Consider the following 22,580-nt stretch of genomic DNA (forward strand, 5'->3'; position numbering starts at 1 on the left):
AACGTGGGCCGCAATACGTTACTAAAAGCATAGTTGCAAACCACTGTATTGGAATCCGACTCGCAGCTTGCGATCGCATTCTAATCGCGTTAGTCGTGCTTAGGATTCGTCGAACTCTTGCACGACGACCTGTTCTAGCTCAAATTCGGACGCAGCCAGAATCTGCTCGACATTCACCCCACCCGCTTCCAAGTGGCACCCCACCGCTCGCTCAAGCTCGGCCAAAGCCCGCGAGTAGGCTGCTTTCTGGTCCAGTATCCGGGCTCGCGTGTCTAGATACTGAGTCGTCGTCTGCAGTACCAGCAAGTAGTCGGTGCCGCCATCGGCAAAGCCTTTCTGGGCAATCGTCAAAGCTTCGGCCAGCACGGGGGCCACTTCCTGTTCGAGGATGCGCAGATTCTCGCTGGCTTGCCGCATCTGCCGAACCGCCGTTCGCACATCGGCGACGATCTGGTCATGAATCGCATCACGAGCGTGCATCGCTGCGTTGACTTCCCAGTCCGCGCGAAGCACACCACCTTGGTTCCGATTGAAGATCGGAATGTCGAATCTCATCCCGCCACCGGTGCGTCCGCCCGGATTGCTGCGAACATCTAACACACCGTCCATTCGCAGAAATAGCCAGCGTGACAATCGCGATCGCTGCGACGCGGCTGCTACCGCCCACTTTGCCGACGCATAGTCTGGTCGACATGCCAGTGCTTGCGCGATCAATGTCGCTTCGTCGAGCATCGGCATCGCAGGCGACTGGATCGGCAATGGGACCAACGGAGTATCAAGGTTTGTCAGACCAATCCGAGACGCAAGTCTCGCTTCCGCAATTGCGACCACGTTCTGCTGCACACCGCTGGCGGCGGTTGCGTTTAGACGATCGACCTTCGCAGAAATCGTTTCGAGTTCGCTAATGTCACCTTCTTCAAGACGCTTCCGAGTCAAATCCGCAATACTCTCACGAATCTGCAACGCTTCATTCGCTAAGGAAGCCTGTTGACTGGCGACGGCAAAGTCTGCGTACGCGACGCGGACGTTGCGAGCCAGATCGAGTCCATTCTGGACAAGCTGTTCACCAACTCGGCGGTATTCGCGGTTGGCAATCTTGACGCGAGTCGGACGCAGGAGATACGACTCGATCGGTGCAAACAGTGTGTACTGACCTTCTTTCGATCCCGTCGGAAAGTAGACCAAGAACTGTGGGTTCGCTATCAAGTTTGCCTGCACAGCATCACCCTGTGCCATCCCGAATTGCGCAAGTGTGGCTTGGAAGGCCGAGTTATTGACGAGCGCCGTTTGCACGGCTTCGTCCTCGCTAAGTCCGTCCTCCAACACGACGCCAGCGGGAACTACTTCGCGGCAAGGCTCGACTCGCTCGTGCTGTGACTCCGTTCGCCAACTTACTTCGCGAGATACAAAATTCGGATCGCAACAAGGCTGCGGTGATTTGCAACCAACCGTCGCGGCCGTCACAACCGTTACAGCCAACATTGTTTTGATCGCATCACGTTTCAGTATCGCCATCGATGGCCTCGCAATTCGTGGTCAGTCGGTCGGATCAGCCGTTAGCGTCCGAGTCTTGGTGACTTTGGTTGCAACTGGCATCTCCCCAACTTCCAAATCGACCAACGCCAACGATACATTTAGTAGCACAGTACCTGCCTGATCGATCCCAACAATCGGAACGACCGGCTAGTGGGCCAGCCTGTGACCAAGCCGACGGTCAACAAAGCAGAACTACACCGGATAACACGGTATCCACAACCAACCCGAGTGGCTGTTTGGTCGCCCTAGGTGTGGACCGACAACGGTTTAGCAATGCTGCGATGTCGACATTTCTCAAACGCAAAGTAACTTGGAATCGAACTGCAGAACAGCAATCCGTTGTGGAAACGATCTGTCGACTGCCGACATAAGGCTGTAAAAGACCTGATCAAGACCATTTGTTCTTGTCACACCTATGTCGCCGAGACTTTCAGCTAACCACGAATCCCAAAACACTTTCGCTTTGATGGACCGCTCCCTCGCTGCCCCTGCACTCGCCGCGTCTGAAAGGTTCGCTGATCTTCCTTCGCGGGCCAACGATCCGAACCTATCACGCAGCATGGGCGACGCGGCGTGCTTTGGCGGCATGGTCGGCTGCGGCGAAACTTACTTTTCCGCCTTTGCATTGGCAGTTGGTTTGGGTGAAACCGCAGCCGGTTTGGTCGCCAGCATTCCGTTACTAGTCGGCGGCGTTCTGCAATTGGGATCACCGTACGCGATCAAACGAATCGGCGGCTATCGGCGATGGATCGTCTTGGGCGCCTCGTTACAGGCACTCGCGTTCCTGCCATTGGCGTTGGCAGCTTGGAACGAAACCCTGACCCTGCCGATGATGTTGATCATTGCTTCGGTGTACTGGGCCGCCGGTTTGTCGACCGGCCCAGCGTGGAACACTTGGATGGAACAAATTGTTCCGTCGCAACACCGCGCAAGATTCTTTTCCAAACGATCTCGACTTCAGCAAACTTGCACGTTCGTGTCCCTGATGATCGCTGGCTTGATCTTGCACTGGACGTCTAAGAATGGAATCGCACTGATCGGATTTGCGGGTCTGTTCTGCGCAGCCGCCGGATTCCGACTGGTTTCGGCTGGTTTCTTACACCGAACACGCGAGCCAAAAACGAAAAACCAGCCGATCGAAAGCACGACAAAACCTGTGGCTGATCTCGGTCAGATCGCAAGCACCGATACTCGTCCTGCGATGCGATTGCTGGCCTACTTGGTTGCGATGCAAGTCTTTATCCAATTGAGCGGCCCCTACTTTGTCCCCTACATGCTGGGCCAACTGGAGTTCGGATATGGCGTCTACGTTAGTTTGGTCGCCATCGCCTTTCTCAGCAAAGTTATCTCGCTCAACTTTTGGGGTCGCATTGCCGAACGGTCAGGCGCATCGAAGGTACTGTGGTTTGGTGGAATAGGTTTGGTCCCCCTGGCATCGCTGTGGATCCTGTCGACCAACCTGTACTGGCTTGCACTGATCCAAATTCTCAGCGGCATCGCATGGGCAGCCTACGAACTCGGGTTCTTCCTGATGTTCTTTGAAACCATGCCGGCCAACCAGCGAACGCGACTGCTGACCTACTACAACTTCGCCAACACGCTAGCGGTTTGCACGGGCGCCCTGACCGGCGCCGCGATCCTGGCAACGCTGGGCTGCGAGTCGCGAACGTACTACTATCTGTTCGGAATCTCATCGACTGGCCGCATGCTCTGCCTAGGATTGTTGGCGGGCGTCGTGCTACCGAAAGGATCACTCAAGACCATCCGGATGAGAATCCTGTCTGTCCGCCTGGGCGCCGGCAGCGTCACTGCGCCGATTACCGCCAGCGCTGAAGAAAACTGAAAGAGAATTTCACTCGGTCGCCTTCACAGTTACGTTGTCAATGAAGACTTCTGCATTGGTTGCGTTACCGAACAAACCGGGGCTGCCAATCAGATTTGCGGCTTCGTCCGTCGCAGTTACTGTCCACTCATCGGGCTCTTTTTCGTCGCGCGGCCAGACCTTGCCCTTTAAAACTGCGACGCCGTCTTCAACCGACGCCGAGAATTTCAACGTGTACCAAACACCTGCTTGCCACGTGACAGGAACACTCTTTGCCATTCGCAGTTGTGCGGCCCAGGTTCTGATCTGCAATTGTTGGGACTCACCCATCAGATCCAACGTGTAACGCTGACCGATCACGCCCATGTCTGGCAGCTTGCTGGTTCCCGATTGAGCCTTGACGTCTGCTGTTACTGTGTAGTCGTGCAAGTCAGTCGGACCGAACCAAGTTTGGCTACGGGTTCCTTTGGGGATCGTGGAGATCTTCACGATCATGGGTTCGCCATCAACTTTGCGGTACTCGTGACGATAGCGAGCGCCGATCCAAGTCACGGGAACCTCGCCAGGGGTGAAATCAAATTGCCACGGAAGCACTGGTATGACGCGAACACGAGCGGTTCCGACAGCGTCTCCCAGACGAACGTTTACCGTTGCCGCAACATGCGCGGAATCGGCATTCGGCACAAACACGCCTGACGATCCCACCGTTGCTCGGCCCGTGGTTTCAAACGCGACGTCGCCCATCTGAACCGCAACCGGTTCGCCGATGGCGTTGAAAGCGTTTACGGTAAATGCCAGTTCCTGGCCCGGATGCACAATCGCTTCGGCTGGGACAAGTTGCAACTGCGTGATCGTTCGCGACGCGTCAGACGCTGCCGATGGTTCCGACTTCGACGAACTCGATGGCGAGCGAACAGCCTCCGCCGATTTCGCGTCACCAGAACTTTCACCAGTCGCCAAACAGAACAGTCCACCGGTAGTCGGCAGGTAAACGCGGCCGTCGGCAGCGATCATCGAACCGCCCACGTCGTGTCCTTTGGGCAAACGCACCTTGAAGTCCGAATCCAATCCCGTGTCCGTTGGGCGAAGAATGTGAATGATACCGCTGGCCGTTGCAGCGTAAATTTTGCCATCCGCATAGAGCAAGCTGCCACGCATGGCGGTTCCGAGTTTCAAGGGCTTGCCGACTTCTTCACCGTTTGCCGAATCGAGCACGTGCAAACGCGACGAATCTTCGACTACGTACAAACGATCGCCGATCAGCAGCGGCGAACTCTTGCCAACGGTCAGCGATTCAGTCCGCCAAACTTCGGCCGCACCTGAACCATCGCCCGCTGCGACTGCGTCGATACGGACTACCGCGCCCATCTCGGTTCCTTCCGGGTTTTCTTCACCGTGAGCCGCATAAACTTGGCCCGCATCGTCAACGACCGCCGACGTGTTGATACCACGACGTGACAGCCTGTGATTCCAAAGAATCTTTCCGGTGCGTGGCTGGATTCCATAGACATCACCGTCACCACTGCCCGCCACCATGACATCTTGCCCATTGATTTTTCGGACCACTGGCGTGCTGTAAGTCGTATCCTCGGGTAGCGGCCGGGTTCCGGTCAACCAAACGAGTTTGCCGTCGGACTTGTCAAAGGCAAGAAAACGATGTCCTGGACGGGCCGTTTCGTCCCAGCCCGTGGTAACGCCACTGATAACGACTAAGTTTTCGTACACAATTGGCGTGTTGGTACGACCGCCGTACGTGCTAAGCATGCCGAATTCTTCACTCAACGATCGAGACCAAACCGTCTTACCGGTTTCGCCGTCAATGCACTGAAACAAACAACACGCACCAAGCGTATAGATGCGGTTCATTTCCGCATCACCACAGACGTTCGACCAACCAACACGCTCGGCGGGCAGGTCGGACAGGAAGACGTTGTACACGTTTTCCCACAGCAGTTCTCCTGTCACGGCATCCAGCGCAATCACTCGTTCGGCATCCATGTTCGTGTCCGGCTGGTCACGAACGATCGTGAACAAACGTCCGTTCATCACGATTGGGGTGCTAATGCCGGCCGCTACCTCGCTCTTCCACAAAACGTTGCTGCCTTCGCCACCCTTGGGATCAAATGCGTCAACTAAGCCTTTCTCCATGGAAATGCTGTCTTGATTCGGGCCACGCCACTGCGGCCAATCGCCAGAATAGAGGTTGCCCGTGAGGCAGGTGATGCATGCGATTGCAAAGCAGTGACGTCGAAGCATGTTCGGAAGTGGTAGGCTATAAGGTGGAAGGGAACCGCCGGAAAAACAACGCTCTTGCGGATGCATTGCAACACAGCGCAGTCACTCTGGCAAGAATCTGTCGGCGGATTTCAAGTTCTCAGAAAGGCACTTTCCGTACCAAAGTCGACGGAGCTTCACCGACCGCGACGAAGTCATGCCAGGCACCTAGCACGGACGGCCAACGCCGATGCAATCCCACCGATACGCGAGCATCTCGCCGCAAAGAAAAGCGATTGTCCACACTGTAAGTTTGCCTAGACGGTCTAAAAACAAGAAGATGCTTTCCAGGCGGCGGAAGAAATTTTTCCACCGCGTTCCCCGCATCATTCGCAACGCAAGTCAAAAGCCGCCAGGAACTGGATCTTTTAAATGGCATTTTGGACGCCAGGGAATCCAAGATTCAGCGAGTTGCATTACGCGACTTGTTCGGACTTTCGCGTATCAAGTAAGAACAGTACTGGAACCATCACAAGCGACACAGCGGCCATCGAATACATCGCGGCGGAGTACCCCGTCGCAGCGATGATCAAACCCGACGCGTAGCTAGACCATGATTCACATCCATTGGTGGATCCCATGAAGGTGCTAAACTGTGTCGCAGCGATTTTTGGTTCAGTCAGATCCATGAACAAAGCATACGACGACGCGGTGAAAATGCCGATTCCCAGAGCCGCGATCGACAGTATTGGAAACGCGTAAGTCTCCGCCTGCAGCCCCGAAAACTGGTCCGCAAGCCCCAACGCAACCACAGACGTGGACAACAGCACCAAGGCTCCGCCGACGGTCTTCTTAACGCCACCGCGATCGGTCAGCCATCCGCCTAACAGCGAACCGACGATCATCATGCCAATCATGGGGATCATCGAAAACCAACCAATCGTATCTTGCGATACTCCGCGGTCGATTAAAAAAGGACCGTAGAAAACTTCCAAAGATTTGAACGCCGCGCCACCGACGCCGCCGAACAGCAGGCCAAGCCAAGTGTTGCGCCGCGATAGCATCGTTTTGATCGACTGACCAATCTCTCGCAAACGGAATGATCGGTCGCCATCGGTGCTGACCAGCACTTGCTGTGGCAGAGTAATTACAAGCGACATCGAAAACGTGGTCAGCACGATCAACATGACAGTCACGAATCCGTCGCCAACGTACGTCGACAAGATCAGCGCCCCGCCGCCCATGATTGCACGGCCCGCCAACATTCCCGTTTGCATCCAACCATTGAACTGCCCACGTTCGCCGAGTGTAGTGGTCGCGATGCAGTACGCGTCGATTGCAACGTCCTGAGTGGCAGCCGAAACTGCGTGAACAAGTAGCGTTGCGGCGATCCACCCGAGTTGTTCCAGCGGATCGATCCACAACAGCGGCAGCAGGGTCAATCCCATCATCGTTTGTGCAGTCACGATCCAGTGCCTGAGCGTCCACGAACGGCTTCGCAGCAAATCAATCAGCGGTGCCCACAGAAACTTCAGCGTCCAAGGCAAAACCAGCATCGCCGTCAGCCAAGTGATCTGTTCAATGGGGACCTCGCGGGCGCGCAACCGTGTCGGCATGGCAAGCCAGATGAACCCGATCGGTGCACCCTCGCTGAAGTACAAACAAGTGAACAGCAATTTGCGAGTGGTGTTACTAGGCATGGTGCAGCCATCGTAACCGATGTTCGCGTATGCCTCGATGCCGAAGCCACACCAAAAACGGACGATGCAGATCAGGGTGCATCAGCACCACGCGGACGTCTCCGGGCAATGGAACCAAACGCCGTTGGCAAACGTGCCGGGAAAGAACGTCACTCGGTTGGTCTTCACCAATCGCCGTCCTTGAGTTCTTGGCCAGACCGCGAAGAGCAATCACATCGTTGCTGCGCGAACCACATCAAACTGCGAGGGTAGGAAAAACACAAGTCGGAATGAACGTCGTCGAGACTTACAACTTGACTTGGTTCTTGATGCAGTGCCGAAACTCCTGACGAGTTTTACTACCGAACCTTCGGACGCGTCGTTGAGTTGCGAACACACCGATCTGGTCCCAACTCCTGTTCCCGTCGGCGTTGCTGCTGGTGTCTTGCGTCCTAAGAATGCAATCGCCCAGCCAATCAACGCTCTAGATCGTATCCCTTGCTTTGGCTGGTTCGTCGAGGACTGCTGCAAAAAACAAACCTACATGATTCAATCCGGCGACAACCGATACCGTGTCGATGGTTAGCACCAGGCCTATAGATTTTCGATGACAACGAAGCAACACGAATTAGTTTGTTCGAGCTGATCCTAGAAGTGCAAACGACAAACGAACGTCAGTCAGTTACCGATGATGGCGAAGAAGCCACCACGTTCATTTCGGATCACCTTGTAGCCATTATTGACGAATCAAACGAGTCGGGCCGATCCGAGCATGCCATCTGCACTTACCGAATCGAAGTCAGTCGAAGGATCGTCGCTTCCGCTTCGCTAACGATGCGTTCGACAACTTCGCCCGCCGTCGCCACTTCGTTAACTTGTCCCGTTACCTGTCCAGCGTACATTGCGAGTTTGTGCAGATCACCTGTCATGGACTTCAGTGGCGAGTCGGTGCTCATCAGATAGATCGGGCGTCCTTCCTCTTCGGCGATTTGCCGTCGAGGTATGTCGGCTGCGCTGTGTCCAAACAGATTATCTCCGATGCCCGTAGTCGCTTCGCTTTTTAGGACTCGGACTGGCGAGTGCGGTGGCCAGTTGATTGCAAACGCGTCCGTGTGAATCGTGTCGGTCGAGTCCGCGTCGACCACCGTTTGTTTGTGAACGTCATGCGCGAACGATTCGGTCGTGGCTAAAAAAGCAGTTCCGCAGTGGATACCTTGTCCGCCAAGCGCCAACGAAGCCACCAAACTTCGCCCGCCAGCGAAACCACCTGAACCGACAACCGGAATCGAGACGGCATCCACCACAAGTGGCAGCAATACCAGAGACGACACTCCGCCATGCACATGCCCACCCGCTTCGACTCCTTGCGCGATGATCGCGTCGGCCCCCGATTGTTCCGCGAGCAAGGCTTGTTCGACACTTCCTACCTGATGTAGAACATTGCAACCCGCATCCTTTGCTCGGCGAATCGCATCAGGAACAACGTCCCAAAAATAGATCAACGTCGGGACACAAAGACGCAAGCACTCGTCCAGTTCGGAAGCAAACAAATGCGGGTCCGTTGCCGCGGGAATCAAGTTCACAGCGAACGGCCGGTCTGTCATCGTGCGAACCTGCTGAACTTGATGGCGAATCATTTCAGGCGATTCACGCACCATGCCAAGACAGCCGAACGCCCCAGCCTCGGCGACGGCCGCGACGAGTTCAGCCCGAGCAACGCCGCCCATGCCAGCCTGCAGTATCGGGTAACGACAACCCAACAATTCACACACGGCCGTAAACATCGCACAGTTCGTGGTCACAGAAATTCATTCCGTTTTGGTCTTTGATGACCTGGGATTGGACGCAAGCAATGCCGATCAATCACCGCTTTAGGTCTGCATTGACAAACAAATTTGCCCACCGGAAGTTTTGCAACGAATTCGGCCGACGATCGCTGAAAGCGAGAAGTGAATCTCGGGTATCGAACCAAGTGACAGTCGTTGCCGAGTGCAAACAGACTTGTCGGTGACGATATCAAAAGCCGCCACCACCGAGCGCCTGATACGCATTGACAATCGCCGCAAGCTGTTCTTGCTTGGTGTCGATCAGCACCATTTTGGCTTCCATCATTTCGCGCTGCGCCAACAGCACTTCGACGTACTCAGCTCGCGCGTTTTGAAACAACTTGTTCGCGGCGTCAACCGATGCTTGCAGAGATTCAAGCTGTTTCTTTTTGACCTCGATGCTTTGCCGATAGTTTTCCACCTTGGTGATCTGGTTGACCACTTCGATATGAGCTTCCAGAACCGTCTGCTGGTAGTTGTAGATTGCCTGCAACTGAGACGCGTTGGCGCTGCTATAGTCAGCCCTAATCGCTCGCTTGTTGATCAATGGCCCAACCAACTCACCCGCCATGCCGTAAATCAATGACTCAGGCGTCCGAAACAGATAGCCAGTAGCGAATGCGTTCCACCCCAGTCCAGCGGTTAGGCTGAGCGAAGGATAGAAACGTGCCCGGGCGACTTGCACATCCAGACCGGCTGCTGCGACTTGACGTTCGGCTTCACGGATGTCGGCACGATTCTGCAACAGTTCCGACGGAACACCTGCGCCAAGCGTCGTCAAGTTCAAGTCGACGAACTCGGCGCTGATGCGACCAACGGGCTGAGGATAGCGTCCCGCCAGAAAGTTGATGCGGTTTTCGACTTCAACAATCTCTTGGGCAATCAGCGATCGTTCGCTAACGTTCTTTTGAACCTCGGCCTTGAACCGCTGAACGGCTAACTCGGTCCCACGACCAGCGTCTTTCTTGGATTGCGCTACTTTCAAACTCTGTTGTTGAATTTCGACGGTTGCTTGCAAAGTTTGCAAACGACTGTCCAGTGCAAGAAGTTTGTAATAGTTCTCGGCAACTTCGGCGACGACTCGAGTAACGATGTAGTTTCGTCCCTCTTGCGTTGCCAGGTACCGCATTCCTGCGGCTCTTTGCGCGTTCCGCAGCTTGTTCCAAATATCGATTTCCCACGAAACATTCGCCCCTACGCCAAAATCACCGAGTGGGTCAGGGAACTCCTTTCCCGGAGCGACCTCAAGCTGGTGTTCAACAGCGCCGGACCGGGTGTGACGACCGGTCTTTTCAAATCCAGCACCAGCCCCCAGCGTCACGAACGGCCGATACTCTCCGCTACGAGCGTAGGTTTCGTTACAAGCGATCCGAACTTCTTCGCTTAGAATCTTCAGCTCTTGATTGCCCGTGATCGTCTCAGTGATCAAGCTAAGCAGGTAAGGATCGTTATAAAAGACAGCCTGCGGCAACTGCGATGAATTCTCAAACCCGACGATTCCAATGCTGTTGTCGCTGGGACCAATTTCGGTGTCGATCAGACCGTTGCCAGAAAGGTCGGATGCCGATTCCGTGACGTCCGATCTGTAACTTTGCTCTTTTTCGTCGCGACCTTCGTCGAAACCGTCGCCCAACGGTTCGCGATCAGCGTCGTCGCCGAGCTCGGCTTCGATTTCTTTAATCTGATCGTCGATTGCCGGATTCTTTTCATCGTCTTGAGCGACGGGGTCAAGAAAGCTAGTCGCTCGAACAAAGTTGCCAAAGCTGCTGGGATCCTTCTGCTTATCGAACGTCGCCACGTCAACTTCATTCGGTACCACTGGCTCGCTGGCGTTTCCGTCCCAACGCTCTGTCTGAAGTTCGCCAACATCGAGGCTGTGAACTTTACCGTCGCTCTCGGCGGTGTGCGATTCGGCAGCGTCCGCCGACGCCATCGTTTTGGATCGCCAGAACGGAGCGCCGTTGTTCCAATTGTAGGCGGTCGGTATAGCGGCACCGGGCTGAGCCCGTCGCAGCCCTGGGATATTGCAACCCGACGAGGTCGCCAACAACCCGCAAACGATCGCCGACAGATAGGCACGTTTTTTAAGCTTGCTCGGTATCGCTTCTAAGAATCTTCGGTTCATAACCATCCCTGATCACCTTCGCTCGAGTGGCATCCTGCCAAGCAATTTGTCGTGTGCTGAGTTGTCGGAAACTACTGTCAATTACGGACCGCAGAATCTCGAATGTTCAATCGTTATCGTCTGGCGAGTTGTCATCGATTCGGCCACGAGCGACTTTGACCTGATCGTGCCAACATTTGCAGAACGATTCTTCCAAGCGTCTTAGTTGCGGCGACTTTGCCGGTCACGCCATCTTTGACTGTTCTAACTATTGATCGATTGCATGGTCACAACGACCGCTGCACCCGCGAGATATCCCAACAATGCCCATCCAGAGATCTTTCGCACGTACCAAACGAAGTCGATATGATCGAGTCCCATCGCAGCAACACCGGCCGCCGAACCAATGATCAAGCAACTGCCGCCGGTCCCCGCGCAGTAAGCCAACAGCATCCAAAATGGATCGTTCATCGGCAGGTCATACATCTCGATTCCCGCCGCGACCAGCGGAACGTTGTCCATGATCGCCGAGACCAATCCGATCGCGATCGCAACGGCATTACGTCCGGGAAGCAGCGAATCCATCGAATCAGCGGCAATGCGAAGTAAACCGGTCGCCGACAACGCTCCGACGGCCAACAGGATTCCTAAAAAGAACAGGATGCTGGACATGTCGATGCGGCGCAGCAACGTGTGGACGCCGGTGGAAGTTCGAAGATCCTCTTCGAAGGTGCGTCCGACACATTCCGAAACCACCCACAATACTGAAAGGCTCAGCATCATTCCCATGTAGGGCGGCAAGTGCGTTAGTGCTTTGAACGCGGGCACGAATAGTAAACCTGCTAATCCAAGGATCAAGAACAGCCATTGATGCCAAGGACGAATGTGCTCGGCAACCGACGCCGTCGCGACGGCGGGCGCAGACACTGTCCCCGGCATACGCCAAGACATACCGATAAGCGGCACCAACAAACAAACCACACTGCCCAAGAACAACTCGCCCATCACCTCGACGGCACCTAACTTGTGACGAATCCATAGCATCGTTGTGGTCACGTCACCGATCACCGTCCAGGCTCCACCTGCGTTCGCGGCGATGACGACCATCCCCACAAATTTCAATCGATCTCCACGGTCACTAATAATCTTTTTAAGAACAGAAACGGTAACAATGGTTGTCGTCAGGTTGTCCAAAGCAGCGGAGAGGAAGAAGGTCATCAACCCAACGGTCCACAACAATCCACGTCGACTGCGAGTGTGAATGCGATCGGTCACCAACGAGAAGCCTTCATGAGCGTCGATCAATTCTACGATTGTCATCGCGCCGACCAGAAAAAATAGAATACTGGCAATCTCGCCCGTTTGATGCAGGTGTTGAACATCGATTGCGTAGTGCAACGGAATCTCCGACGCCTGTTCGTTTACGGCAATTTGACGAAACCACGACGGTATCGCATCGACCGGCAACAGGTCCGGCAAGTCAACCAGATAGAGCGTCCAGCACACTGTGCCGATCAACAGCGCCGTCGCGGCCTTGTTGATGTGCAACTTGTGTTCGAGTGCAATCGCAACGTAGCCGAGAAAGAAAACGGCAAGGATCAGGTAGGTCATTCGGGTAGGTCAGTATTGCGTCCGAAGACGCCAAGTTGAGGTAGAAGTCGAGGTCGGCGAGGGAATGTCGGCTAGACGGCACGAATCAGAAAGTCGCAGCGGTAAAATCGAGTAGCGAAACGCGTCAAGACTTTCGGTGTCCCAAAAAATTGCCTAAGGTGTTGACCAAGTTCGCCATTCCATTTTCCGGGTATTGAGCTGAGGTCCGATGGGGCTAGTCACTAGCAACTCATCAGCAATTCGCGGACCATTTCAAAATAGCCGCGTTAGATCGCCAATTTTGTGCGAGCAAGCGATCGCGATCTGCAATATCTGGCACTCGCATGCAAAGGTTTGCTTCATCTCCGTCGCAAGTTAACACGATCGTTTCATCTGTGAAGCAAGATCGTAAATTCACCGACCGACGTGATTTCCAACATGGATGACGTGTTGACGTGAAAGTCACGAGCCAGAATCTTTCGCTTTGGTCCGTCGTGTGCGTTGTTGGTGTGTGACGCTTCTTTCGGCTGCACTTTGGTCAGTCGAATGACGCAACCACTCTCTCGAAAGGAATAGACTTATGAGTCTTCACGTTTCTGCGATCGAACAACGAGCTGAAAGCAACATCCAGAAATGGGTACAAGCCGAAACCACATCGAATCGACTCCCCCACAACGAGCTGCAAAAGCAGGTCGGACCATACCTTGCAGTGTCGCGAGAAACCGGCGCCTGCGGCAGCGAGGTAGCCGAAAAGGTTGCCAAGCGACTGCAGTGGGACTTGCTTGATCATCAAATCGTCGAATACATGGAGCAGCATTATGGCACTCCTCGCTGCTTGATACAGCGGGTCGACGAACGGCATGAAAACTGGCTCAGTTCGATCGTTACTGCCCGAATTGGCGGACTCGGGTTTTCTGAATCAACGTTTACCCATCGCGTCACCAAACTTTTACTGCTGGCAGCCTCCCACGGCAACGTAGTCATCGTCGGCCGTGGCGCTAGTTTCGTTTTACCCCGCGATCGCGGCCTGTCCGTACGAATCGTCGCACCGATGGATTTCCGAGTCGAACAGATAATGCTTCAACGTGGTGTCAGTGAAAAAGATGCTCGTCGGTTTGTCGTCGATACAGATCACGACCGAGAAGTGTACATCAAAGACCACTTTCACCAGAAAGCTACCGATCCGCATCTATACGATCTGATCTTAAATGTGGGAGATATCTCGCTCGACGATGCCGCGGACACGATCGTCGAGTCAATCGGCCAATTCATCCGAAAAGTCGCTTGAAAGCGTTCGGTAAAGCAGGATTTCAGTGTCACGACTACGCCCATGCAAACCAACCGAACACGCATTGCATGACTCCCGTCACTGACACGCCCGACAAAGAAGCATACGGAAAGTACGTAGGAAAATATGCCATTGCCCGACGCCCACTGCCGCCGCCACAACTTCGTTCAATCTTGCGACGTGTGCGGACGACCAACCATCATTGCGATCGAATTCCGCGGCAATGCTGTGGGGTGCCGTCACTGCGGCGGCACCTTCGTCGCGGCTGAAAAAGCACTGGACGCGTGCGAGGACATCGTAGGGATCTCAAATCTAAACGAATCTCGCGACAAGTCCGGTGAACGCGAACAACGACCTCTAACGTTGTCCACTTCCCAAAAGTTCGCCAGACTTAACGACATCGCTCCGCTGCGCCTTGCCGCCAGTTTGCTGACGGCGATCAGCAATCTGTTTGCTGAATCGATCTGAGCGAGGCGTCACACTTCCGCAGCAGCATTCGCCAGAAATTTGGTCCAACACCTGTTTTCTGGCGAAGCCCGAAAAAGTCAACTCACCAATTGGCCGGCGGGTCGCTAGCCGGGAATGATTCGGCGCCCGTTTCGTCAACGCAGTCGATCACTCCATGTTCGGCATCAAAGCTAGCGACGAGCGGATCCATCCCTGTGGCGAACGCTTGCTTGTTTTCAGGTTCCGCAGGCATTTCGGGTGGCGAGAACTGGATTTCGATTCCGTGAACGGTTCGATAAACGCATTCCCGTTTAGCCACATTATCTGGCAAGTTGTACTTGTCTTGTTTCGCATTCATGACCATCAGATTTCTCGTGTTGCTTGAGGACGTTTAGATCCAGTGGCACAGCCAGCGAGGGCTCGAAACTCGTCGTAACCACAGCAGTCCTTATCGCGAAGCTGGCTGTGCGAAACCGCAATCTCTCGAGGAGCATCAATGTCAATCTCAACTCGCGCACTCGCCATTCTCATGACGACGAGGGCGACACCCGAAACAATTTTAATGGTTCCACTCGCCTTTCGACTGAGAACAAACATTGTTTGATCCTTCAATTTGGGAGATGGTTACAGCAAGTCTCGCCATCGCAGCAGGCGGACGACACTGATGCTCAATGTCTGAGCAATCTATGGGCCAATCGTTTCGCAATCCGCAAACCACGCTTTGCGATCGTCCCAAGCTCACAGGCTCAACTATCTTTGCACTGGCCAAACTGCTCGAAAGCAATTCACTGGCTACGCTAAGACATGTTGCAATCCTGCGTGTCGTTCGCGGCACGATCAAATCGGTGCGGGAAATGTGATGAAGCAACTGATTGCAGTGCCATGCCAAAACTTGCACGCCTTACAAGGATGACCGAGGCGTCGTTGAAGAGCGGACTGCTAGAAACATACGACAAATTACAGCCCCAATTGCCACCCAAGCTCAGTTCGTTGAGATATGAATATGGCTTGGCATGGCGTCTGCTGATTGGTCGATTCAACATCAAGACCACCGAAGACTGAACCCAAAGGCGGATTTGGTCAGACTCTTTGCGATCGGTTTTTGTGACTGTCGCGTACCCGCGACAGGGTGGTCTTACCGATCAAACCACAGGTATCAACCATGTCAAACTTTCTTCGTGCAACTTTAGTAGTCGGATCCTTGATCGCCGTTCTCGGCGGGTCAAGTCTTGCGCACGCGTCCCACATTCGCAGCGTTGTTGATCGACGCCAGCATCCCGAGGGATTGTTCTTCAAAAATCCCGAGCCACATTGTGCGCAGATCACTCGCCGAACGAGCCGACCAACGATCTTCAATCGTTCGCGTTGATGCCGTCGTGAACCCGTGCTCCCAATGAAGGATGCCAAATTGCGGCCTTCGCAACGTCCGAGTTGTTTTCCCCAGACAACCGGACGAATGCGAAGGCCGCTTTCTCATTGAGTCCTTCACACCTCGATGTCGCCCGATCGCGTGTGCACAACCAATCGAGTGCGCCAAACAAGCCGGTCGCCTTCAAGCATGCCACTCACTGAGTCACTCTCGCAAACGACCTGCGATCCCACTCGATAGTCCACCCCGAGTGCAGAGGTTTGCCGGGACTGTGAAAGAAATTGCAGACTCGCCCCGGCTAAGCAACCTCGAGTCAGAAGAACCAAGAAAACTGATTCTCCCCCAAAAGCGATCGTAAAACACGGTTCATTCGCACAAACCATCTCCGGACAAGTCCGTTTGGCACGAGCGATGCTTTGGTATGCAGTTTAGCGATATCTGCTCTCTCTCGTCGTAACACCACACAGTCAACCAACCCATCACAGGAATTGTTACCAATGCGTATCAAGCTAGCCCTAACGGTCATCGTCGCGATCGCCTCGCTGTCGGTGGCAGGCGTTGGCAGGCTGAAAGAAACCTACAACGATCACTTCGGTTCGCAAGCATCATCTGGTGAAAACGCCGACGAAGCACTTGAACTCGCGGAGGTCTCTGAACATCACCTTGAAACCCAGGGTAACGCCGATCATCACGCAGTCGCTGAACACGGCGGGGGCGAACATCACGCCGAGCATAAGATCGTCGTCACCAGTCCGGTGTCGACGGATGTGACGTTGACACAACAATACGTTTGCCAAATTCACTCTCGTCGCCACATCGAAATCTGCGCACTCGAAGGCGGCTATTTGAACGAGATCGGAGTGGGCGAAGGACAAACCGTAAAAAAGGGTCAGTCGTTGTTTCGCATCTTGCCGACTTTGTACGAAGCACGACTGGACGCCGACATGGCCGAAGCCCAACTGGCCGAAGTCGAATACAGCAACACACAAAGTTTAGTCCAGCAGAACATCGTTTCGGAACAAGAACTGAAACTCGCAAAGGCAAAACTCGCAAAAGCGCTCGCCAAGGTCAAATTGGCCCAAGCCGAAATGAATTTTGCTGACATCAAGGCACCGTTCGATGGCATCGTCGACCGCTTGCACGAACAAGAGGGCAGCCTTGTCGAAGAGGGCGCGATGTTGACGACCATGTCCGACAACAGCGTGATGTGGGTCTACTTCAACGTCCCCGAGGCTCGCTATCTGGAATACCAAGCTGCGTTGAATGCGGGACAGGACCGAGACAGCCTAAACGTGCAGTTGAAACTAGCGAACCACCAAATCTTCAATCAACCCGGCAAGATCGGAGCCATCGAAGCCGACTTCAACAACGAAACCGGCAACATCGCATTCCGCGCCGACTTCCAAAACTCTGAAGGTCTGCTGCGCCACGGCCAAACCGGAACGATCTTGATTCACAAAATTGAAAACGATGCGATCGTAATTCCGCAACGAGCGACGTATGAAATTTTGGCAAAGAAGTATGCCTATGTCGTCGGTGAAGACAACGTGGTTCATCAACGCGAGATCGTTGTCAAAAACGAAAAGGACGACATCTTCATTTTGTCCGAAGGACTCGCAGCAGGCGAAAAGATTGTGCTCGAAGGCATTCGCCAAGTTCGCGACGGCGAAAAGATCGAGTACGAGTTTGCCGAGCCTGAAACCGTGCTCGCCAATCTTAAGAATCACGCGGAATAACACGAACGATCACGTTCGCGAGCAAGAAGCTAACGCCACCCATCCTAAAGTAACTCTGCACCGATGTTTGAAAAATTTCTAAATCGGCCCGCGTTGGCCATCGTCATTTCGCTGCTGATCCTGTTCATGGGTGGGCTGGCGATCAACGTGCTTCCGATATCGCAGTTCCCATCGGTCGCACCGCCTAGCGTTCGCGTGTCGGTGTCCTATCCAGGTGCGAGTGCAAAGATCCTGATCGACTCGACGATGGTCATCTTAGAGCAAGCGATCAACGGCGTGCCCAACATGCGATACATGTTGAGCGACGCCACCAGCGCAGGCGAAGGAACCATCCAGATCATTTTTGAACCCGGCACTGACCCCGACGTCGCGGTCATGAACGTGAACAACCGCGTTCAGATGGTCAAGAACAATGTGCCACCGATCGTCCAGCGCGAAGGCATCATCGTCATGCAAAACATGACCAGCATGCTGATGTACGTGAACGTGTTCAGCACCGATCCAAACGTCGACCAGAACTATCTTTACAACTATGCCACCGTCAACATTCTGAACGAAATCAAACGCATACCAGGCGTCGGTTTCGCATCGATTCTAGGCAACCGGTCGTATGCGATGCGAGTTGAATTAGACCTAGAACGCATGCGAGCTTACGAGGTCGATGCGGAAGACGTGATGGAAGCGCTCGCCGAACAAAGCATGATCGGCTCGCCAGGGCGACTTGGACAAGCCACCGGAACAACATCGCAAACACTTGAATACGTGCTGACCTGGGTTGGCCGCTACACCACGCCCGAGGAATACAGCAAGATCATTTTGCGAGCAACACAGGAAGGCGAGATCCTGCGACTCGGCGATGTCGCCAAGGTCTCGCTCGGATCGTCTTTCTATGACCTCTATTCCGATATCGACGGCTTGCCCGCCGCCGCCATCGTCCTGAAACAAACTCCCGGCTCGAATGCGGCCGAAGTGATCGAGAAAGTCAAAGAGAAGGTCGCCGAGATCAAAGAGAAACAGTTTCCGCCAGGCATGGACTACGCAGTGACCTACGACGTCTCGAACTTCCTAGACGCGTCGATTGAAAAAGTGCTTCACACTCTATTCGAAGCATTCATTTTGGTGTCCTTGGTCGTCTATCTGTTTCTTGGCGACTTTCGCAGCACCTTGATTCCGACACTAGCGGTTCCCGTTTCGCTGATCGGAACGTTCTTCTTCATGCTGATGTTTGGCATGTCAATTAACTTGATCACTCTATTCGCACTCGTGTTGGCCATCGGTGTGGTGGTCGACGACGCGATTGTCGTGGTCGAAGCAGTCCACGAGAAAATGCACGCGAAACACCTTGGCCCCTACCAGGCTACCCAAGAAGTGGTTCGCGAAATCAGCGGAGCGATCATTGCGATCACGTTGGTGATGACCGCTGTTTTCGTTCCCGTAACATTCATGACTGGCCCGGTAGGCGTGTTTTACCGACAGTTTGCACTAACGATGGCAATGTCGATTGTCATCTCGGGGGTTGTCGCACTATCGCTGACGCCGGTGTTATGCGCGATGATCTTGAAACCGCTTGACGACAAAGGCCAGCGAGGAATTGTCGGCGCAATCAACCGAGGCTTGGCCAAAACGACGGGGCAGTTCGCGTTTGTTTTTCGCGGTCTGTTGTGCTTGATACTCGGGGTGGCCGTTGGTATCGGCACCTATTATCTGCTGCATGTTGAGATCGTTCACGAAGTACTATCCGAACAAATCGAACTAGACGACACCCGCGTTCAAATCATTGCTGCTGCTGTCGCAGTGTTAGCTGCATTCTCGTTTCGAGCCATGTTCTCCGGTCACGACGGCAGCCCAAAGCGACGCAGTCCCATCGGGGTCTTTTTGCATGTGTTTGACCGCGGCGTCGAAAAGGTTACCAGCGGTTACGCCGGCATTCTTCGTCACATCATCACACGCCGACTTTTGACCATGGTTGTGATCGCCGCGTTTGGCTACGGCATCCTTGTCGTCAACAAGGTATTGCCGACTGGCTTCATTCCGCTGGAAGACCAAGGCATGATCTACGGCATCGTGCAGACGCCGCCCGGCTCAACACTGGAATACACCAACGCAAAGTGTCATGAACTGCAAGCGATTTGCAAACAGATGGACGAGGTAACCTCGGTCTCGTCGATCGCTGGCTACGAAGTCTTGACTGAAGGGCGCGGATCAAATGCTGGCACATGCATCATTAACTTGAAACCCTGGGCTGATCGCGAGCTAACCTCGAAGCAAATCATTGAAGAACTAGAAGAACGCGGCACTGATATCGCCAACGTAAAACTGGAATTCTTCGAACCGCCCGCCGTACCAGGCTTTGGTGCCGCAGGTGGATTCTCGGTGAATCTGCTAGATCAAACCAACAGCGGTGACTACACGGCTTTGGGAGAAGAGACCGACAAGTTCATGGAAGCGCTCGGCAAACGCCCTGAACTGAAAGGTCTGTTTACCTTCTTTGCCGCCAACTATCCCCAATACGAAATCATCATCGACAATGACGTCGCGATGCAAAAAGGCGTCTCGATCCGCGACGCCATGGACAACTTGTCAATCGTGATCGGAAGCACGTGGGAACAGGGGTTCGTTCGCTTTGGCCAGTTTTACAAAGTCTACGTTCAAGCCGCGCCACAGTTCCGTCGCTATCCTGATGACTTGGACAACTTGTTCGTCAAAAATGATTCTGGCGAAATGGTGCCCTATTCTGCGTTCATGCGTATCGAAAAGAAGCAAGGTTTGAACGAAATCAGTCGGTACAACTTGTATCCGACCGCACCAATCCAGGGTGCACCCGCGGCGGGATACAGCAGCGGCGAAGCAATCGCGGCAATCAAAGAAGTCGCTGCCGAAACGCTGCCGAACGGGTTCAGTATCGACTGGCAAGGTCTCGCCTATGACGAAGCAAAAGCTGGTAACACCGCCGTCTATATTTTCGCAATCGTGGTGATCTTTGTTTATATGGTCTTAGTCGGACAGTACGAAAGCTTCATCATCCCGCTAGCCGTGCTGGCGTCACTACCAGTCGGACTATTTGGGTCGTTCTTGTTCCTAAAGTCGATGGGGCTCGCCAACGATGTGTATTGCCAAATCGGCTTAGTGATGCTGGTCGGTTTGCTGGGCAAGAATGCGATTCTGATCATCGAGTTTGCGGTGCAACGTCGCCAACAGGGCCTAAGCATCATGGAAGCCGGCATCGAAGGCGGGAAGCTGCGGTTTCGCCCGATTTTGATGACTTCTTTCGCGTTCATCGCCGGTCTGATCCCGTTGGTACGAGCAACTGGTCCCGGGGCGATCGGAAACCGAACAATCGGTACCACGGCAGTCGGCGGCATGTTGCTGGGGACACTTGTGGGCGTTCTGGTGATCCCAGGACTTTACTATCTGTTCGCAAAACTTGCTGATGGACGACACCTGATTCGTGACGAACACGAGGAACCGCTCAGTGAAATATTCGAGCGTCACCATGGGGACACGCACTAACCATGTTTCGCAATCAGACAACCGAAATCGGAAAGAACTATCGGGTAGCCGTGATCGGTTTGTCTTTGCTAAGCGCAGCGGCCCTAGCAATCACCCTATGGATGCTAACCGACCTGACCAAGGAGCAATCAGTTGTCGACAGTCTGATGAAAGAGTTGCCAACTGGCGAAAGGGGGCCTGCCGAATATTTGGCAGGCGAGTTGAAGTGGCAGTTTCGTTTGACGATCTTGGTCGTCATAAACGTCACCGTCGCCGGAATCGCTGTCATCTTGTTGTGGCGTGCCTACCATGCTTCGCAAGCGTCACTACGCGATTTTAAAGCGCTCGCCAGCGATGTGATCAGCGGGATGGACCTTGGCGTGATTACAACAGACTTGGCTGGATACGTCACCAGCATCAATCAGCGTGGCATCGAACTGCTTGAACTTGATTCAGACTGCGTCGGCGACTCAATCGCAGGTTTCAAGACCGTTGCCCTAAACGAGTTCCGCGATGACTGGATGGCGGAACGATCGACTGAAATGTTTCGGGATCTTTCCGTCGAAATCGACGGTGGTACTCGCCGGCTTCGTACCTTCTGTCAAACGTTGAACGATCACGAAGGAAACGAAGTTGGAAATGTGATTCAACTTCGCGACGTCACCGAGCGATTTTTAATCGAACAACGAATGCGACGGATGGAGCGTTACATGGGGCTAGGTTCGCTCGCTGGTGGTCTGCACCACGAGATCAAGAACCCGCTAGCTGCATTGTCGCTGCACGTTCAGCTGCTAGAAGAACAACTCGAATCAGATGGAACCTCGGACGAGAATCGACAGATGCTTGGCGTCATCCGGACCGAAGTAACGCGGATCGGCGGAGTTTTAGAAAGCTTTCGCGATTTCGCGGCAATTGACAGTCTCCATTCGATCCGAGTGGATATCGCCGAAATGCTAAAGCAACAAGTTGAATTGATGCGACTACAAACTCATCAGCAAAATATATTGGTCGTTTTGAATACAGGCGAAGGTGAAACGACGTTGGAGGCTGACCAGACGCGTCTAGAACAAGTTTTTTTAAACCTATTCATTAACGCGACGGAGGCGATGCCGGAGGGTGGACAACTGACAATTTCAATCGATCACATCGACGAATCGTTGCGGATTAACTTTGCAGATACTGGAAATGGCATTCCAGCAAGCCTAGCCGACAAGATCCTCGACCCCTATTTCACAACCAAAGATCACGGCACCGGATTGGGATTGGCACTCTGTGACAAGATCGTGCGGCAACACCAGGGAACACTTGATTTTTATAGTTCCGCAAACGGAACGACGTTTGAAGTCACATTACCATTCGAGTCTCAAGCCAACGTTTCGTCGGGTGATTTGCTTGACCAAGCAGAGAGCCCAATGGACTTCCAAACGTTGCCAACACGTTCACCAGACGCTCAGTTGGGCGTGATACAAGCCCATTAGAA

General features: G+C 53.9%; 17 protein-coding genes. 9 read left to right on the plus strand and 8 right to left on the minus strand.

The window, feature by feature from the left end; all coding sequences use genetic code 11:
* Nucleotides 1–99 precede the first annotated feature (99 nt).
* Nucleotides 100–1,515 carry a TolC family protein gene (locus Poly59_RS28295; RefSeq protein WP_146537417.1) on the minus strand — a complete coding sequence of 472 codons (1,416 nt, stop codon included), beginning with the start codon at nucleotides 1,513–1,515 and terminating at the stop codon, nucleotides 100–102.
* Between the two features lie 487 nt (nucleotides 1,516–2,002).
* On the opposite strand from Poly59_RS28295, the gene Poly59_RS28300 reads away from it, so the two are divergent.
* Nucleotides 2,003–3,379, plus strand: coding sequence for an MFS transporter (locus Poly59_RS28300; RefSeq protein WP_146537418.1), 1,377 nt, complete (start codon nucleotides 2,003–2,005; stop codon nucleotides 3,377–3,379).
* Between the two features lie 9 nt (nucleotides 3,380–3,388).
* Here the strand turns inward: Poly59_RS28300 and Poly59_RS28305 are convergent, their stop codons facing one another.
* Nucleotides 3,389–5,614 carry an outer membrane protein assembly factor BamB family protein gene (locus Poly59_RS28305; RefSeq protein WP_146537419.1) on the minus strand — a complete coding sequence of 742 codons (2,226 nt, stop codon included), beginning with the start codon at nucleotides 5,612–5,614 and terminating at the stop codon, nucleotides 3,389–3,391.
* A gap of 434 nt (nucleotides 5,615–6,048) precedes the next feature.
* The gene (locus Poly59_RS28310; protein WP_146537420.1) at nucleotides 6,049–7,272 is read right to left on the minus strand and encodes an MFS transporter; all 1,224 of its coding nucleotides are present in this window, start codon (nucleotides 7,270–7,272) and stop codon (nucleotides 6,049–6,051) included.
* A 313-nt stretch (nucleotides 7,273–7,585) separates the two neighbouring features.
* Between Poly59_RS28310 and Poly59_RS29870 the strand changes: the two genes are divergently transcribed.
* Entirely contained in the window at nucleotides 7,586–7,837 is a 252-nt protein-coding gene (locus tag Poly59_RS29870; RefSeq protein WP_186776574.1) for a hypothetical protein, read from the plus strand.
* Between the two features lie 199 nt (nucleotides 7,838–8,036).
* Here the strand turns inward: Poly59_RS29870 and Poly59_RS28315 are convergent, their stop codons facing one another.
* The 3 genes from Poly59_RS28315 to nhaD form a co-directional block, all read right to left on the minus strand.
* A complete protein-coding gene (locus Poly59_RS28315; RefSeq protein WP_222436186.1) occupies nucleotides 8,037–9,053 on the minus strand; it encodes an NAD(P)H-dependent flavin oxidoreductase in 1,017 nt (338 codons plus the stop codon).
* Nucleotides 9,054–9,267: 214 nt separating this feature from the next.
* Nucleotides 9,268–11,202 (minus strand): TolC family protein, encoded by a 1,935-nt coding sequence (locus Poly59_RS28320; protein ID WP_186776575.1) that lies wholly within the window; start codon nucleotides 11,200–11,202, stop codon nucleotides 9,268–9,270.
* Between the two features lie 243 nt (nucleotides 11,203–11,445).
* Nucleotides 11,446–12,792 (minus strand): sodium:proton antiporter NhaD, encoded by a 1,347-nt coding sequence (gene nhaD / locus Poly59_RS28325; RefSeq protein ID WP_146537421.1) that lies wholly within the window; start codon nucleotides 12,790–12,792, stop codon nucleotides 11,446–11,448.
* Between the two features lie 559 nt (nucleotides 12,793–13,351).
* Between nhaD and Poly59_RS28330 the strand changes: the two genes are divergently transcribed.
* Nucleotides 13,352–14,059 (plus strand): cytidylate kinase-like family protein, encoded by a 708-nt coding sequence (locus tag Poly59_RS28330; protein WP_146537422.1) that lies wholly within the window; start codon nucleotides 13,352–13,354, stop codon nucleotides 14,057–14,059.
* 180 nt (nucleotides 14,060–14,239) lie between these two features.
* Nucleotides 14,240–14,527: a hypothetical protein gene (locus Poly59_RS28335; RefSeq protein WP_146537423.1), complete on the plus strand. Its 288-nt coding sequence runs from the start codon at nucleotides 14,240–14,242 to the stop codon at nucleotides 14,525–14,527.
* 82 nt (nucleotides 14,528–14,609) lie between these two features.
* Here the strand turns inward: Poly59_RS28335 and Poly59_RS28340 are convergent, their stop codons facing one another.
* Together Poly59_RS28340 and Poly59_RS28345 are read right to left on the minus strand one after the other, a co-directional pair.
* A complete protein-coding gene (locus Poly59_RS28340) occupies nucleotides 14,610–14,870 on the minus strand; it encodes a hypothetical protein (protein ID WP_186776576.1) in 261 nt (86 codons plus the stop codon).
* Nucleotides 14,870–15,103 carry a carbon storage regulator gene (locus Poly59_RS28345; RefSeq protein WP_146537425.1) on the minus strand — a complete coding sequence of 78 codons (234 nt, stop codon included), beginning with the start codon at nucleotides 15,101–15,103 and terminating at the stop codon, nucleotides 14,870–14,872. The genes Poly59_RS28340 and Poly59_RS28345 overlap by 1 nt, the downstream gene beginning before the upstream one ends.
* Nucleotides 15,104–15,177: 74 nt before the next feature.
* Here Poly59_RS28345 and Poly59_RS29875 point away from each other — a divergent pair, with 74 nt between their 5' ends.
* The 5 genes from Poly59_RS29875 to Poly59_RS28365 all read left to right on the plus strand — a co-directional run bounded on the left by Poly59_RS29875 (nucleotide 15,178) and on the right by Poly59_RS28365 (nucleotide 22,578).
* Nucleotides 15,178–15,366 (plus strand): hypothetical protein, encoded by a 189-nt coding sequence (locus Poly59_RS29875; RefSeq protein ID WP_186776577.1) that lies wholly within the window; start codon nucleotides 15,178–15,180, stop codon nucleotides 15,364–15,366.
* A 22-nt stretch (nucleotides 15,367–15,388) separates the two neighbouring features.
* Nucleotides 15,389–15,568: a hypothetical protein gene (locus tag Poly59_RS28350; protein WP_146537426.1), complete on the plus strand. Its 180-nt coding sequence runs from the start codon at nucleotides 15,389–15,391 to the stop codon at nucleotides 15,566–15,568.
* A gap of 804 nt (nucleotides 15,569–16,372) precedes the next feature.
* Nucleotides 16,373–17,611: an efflux RND transporter periplasmic adaptor subunit gene (locus tag Poly59_RS28355; RefSeq protein WP_146537427.1), complete on the plus strand. Its 1,239-nt coding sequence runs from the start codon at nucleotides 16,373–16,375 to the stop codon at nucleotides 17,609–17,611.
* Between the two features lie 63 nt (nucleotides 17,612–17,674).
* Nucleotides 17,675–21,121, plus strand: coding sequence for an efflux RND transporter permease subunit (locus Poly59_RS28360; protein ID WP_146537428.1), 3,447 nt, complete (start codon nucleotides 17,675–17,677; stop codon nucleotides 21,119–21,121).
* A gap of 2 nt (nucleotides 21,122–21,123) precedes the next feature.
* On the plus strand, nucleotides 21,124–22,578 hold the full coding sequence (locus Poly59_RS28365; protein ID WP_146537429.1) for a two-component system sensor histidine kinase NtrB: 1,455 nt from the start codon (nucleotides 21,124–21,126) through the stop codon (nucleotides 22,576–22,578).
* Nucleotides 22,579–22,580: the final 2 nt, after the last annotated feature.

The organism is Rubripirellula reticaptiva (genome assembly GCF_007860175.1).
Classification (GTDB): Bacteria; Planctomycetota; Planctomycetia; order Pirellulales; family Pirellulaceae; genus Rubripirellula; species Rubripirellula reticaptiva.

What these genes read in the sequence shown, in the direction of transcription:
- Poly59_RS28330 (WP_146537422.1), top strand. Translation starts at nt 13,352, where the DNA reads ATGAGTCTTCACGTTTCTGCGATCGAACAACGAGCTGAAAGCAACATC.
- Poly59_RS28310 (WP_146537420.1), bottom strand. Translation starts at nt 7,272, where the DNA reads ATGCCTAGTAACACCACTCGCAAATTGCTGTTCACTTGTTTGTACTTC.
- Poly59_RS28320 (WP_186776575.1), bottom strand. Translation starts at nt 11,202, where the DNA reads ATGAACCGAAGATTCTTAGAAGCGATACCGAGCAAGCTTAAAAAACGT.
- Poly59_RS29875 (WP_186776577.1), top strand. Translation starts at nt 15,178, where the DNA reads ATGTCTGAGCAATCTATGGGCCAATCGTTTCGCAATCCGCAAACCACG.
- Poly59_RS28340 (WP_186776576.1), bottom strand. Translation starts at nt 14,870, where the DNA reads ATGGTCATGAATGCGAAACAAGACAAGTACAACTTGCCAGATAATGTG.
- Poly59_RS28300 (WP_146537418.1), top strand. Translation starts at nt 2,003, where the DNA reads ATGGACCGCTCCCTCGCTGCCCCTGCACTCGCCGCGTCTGAAAGGTTC.
- Poly59_RS28365 (WP_146537429.1), top strand. Translation starts at nt 21,124, where the DNA reads ATGTTTCGCAATCAGACAACCGAAATCGGAAAGAACTATCGGGTAGCC.
- Poly59_RS28305 (WP_146537419.1), bottom strand. Translation starts at nt 5,614, where the DNA reads ATGCTTCGACGTCACTGCTTTGCAATCGCATGCATCACCTGCCTCACG.
- Poly59_RS28350 (WP_146537426.1), top strand. Translation starts at nt 15,389, where the DNA reads ATGCCAAAACTTGCACGCCTTACAAGGATGACCGAGGCGTCGTTGAAG.
- nhaD (WP_146537421.1), bottom strand. Translation starts at nt 12,792, where the DNA reads ATGACCTACCTGATCCTTGCCGTTTTCTTTCTCGGCTACGTTGCGATT.
- Poly59_RS28345 (WP_146537425.1), bottom strand. Translation starts at nt 15,103, where the DNA reads ATGTTTGTTCTCAGTCGAAAGGCGAGTGGAACCATTAAAATTGTTTCG.
- Poly59_RS28355 (WP_146537427.1), top strand. Translation starts at nt 16,373, where the DNA reads ATGCGTATCAAGCTAGCCCTAACGGTCATCGTCGCGATCGCCTCGCTG.
- Poly59_RS28295 (WP_146537417.1), bottom strand. Translation starts at nt 1,515, where the DNA reads ATGGCGATACTGAAACGTGATGCGATCAAAACAATGTTGGCTGTAACG.
- Poly59_RS28360 (WP_146537428.1), top strand. Translation starts at nt 17,675, where the DNA reads ATGTTTGAAAAATTTCTAAATCGGCCCGCGTTGGCCATCGTCATTTCG.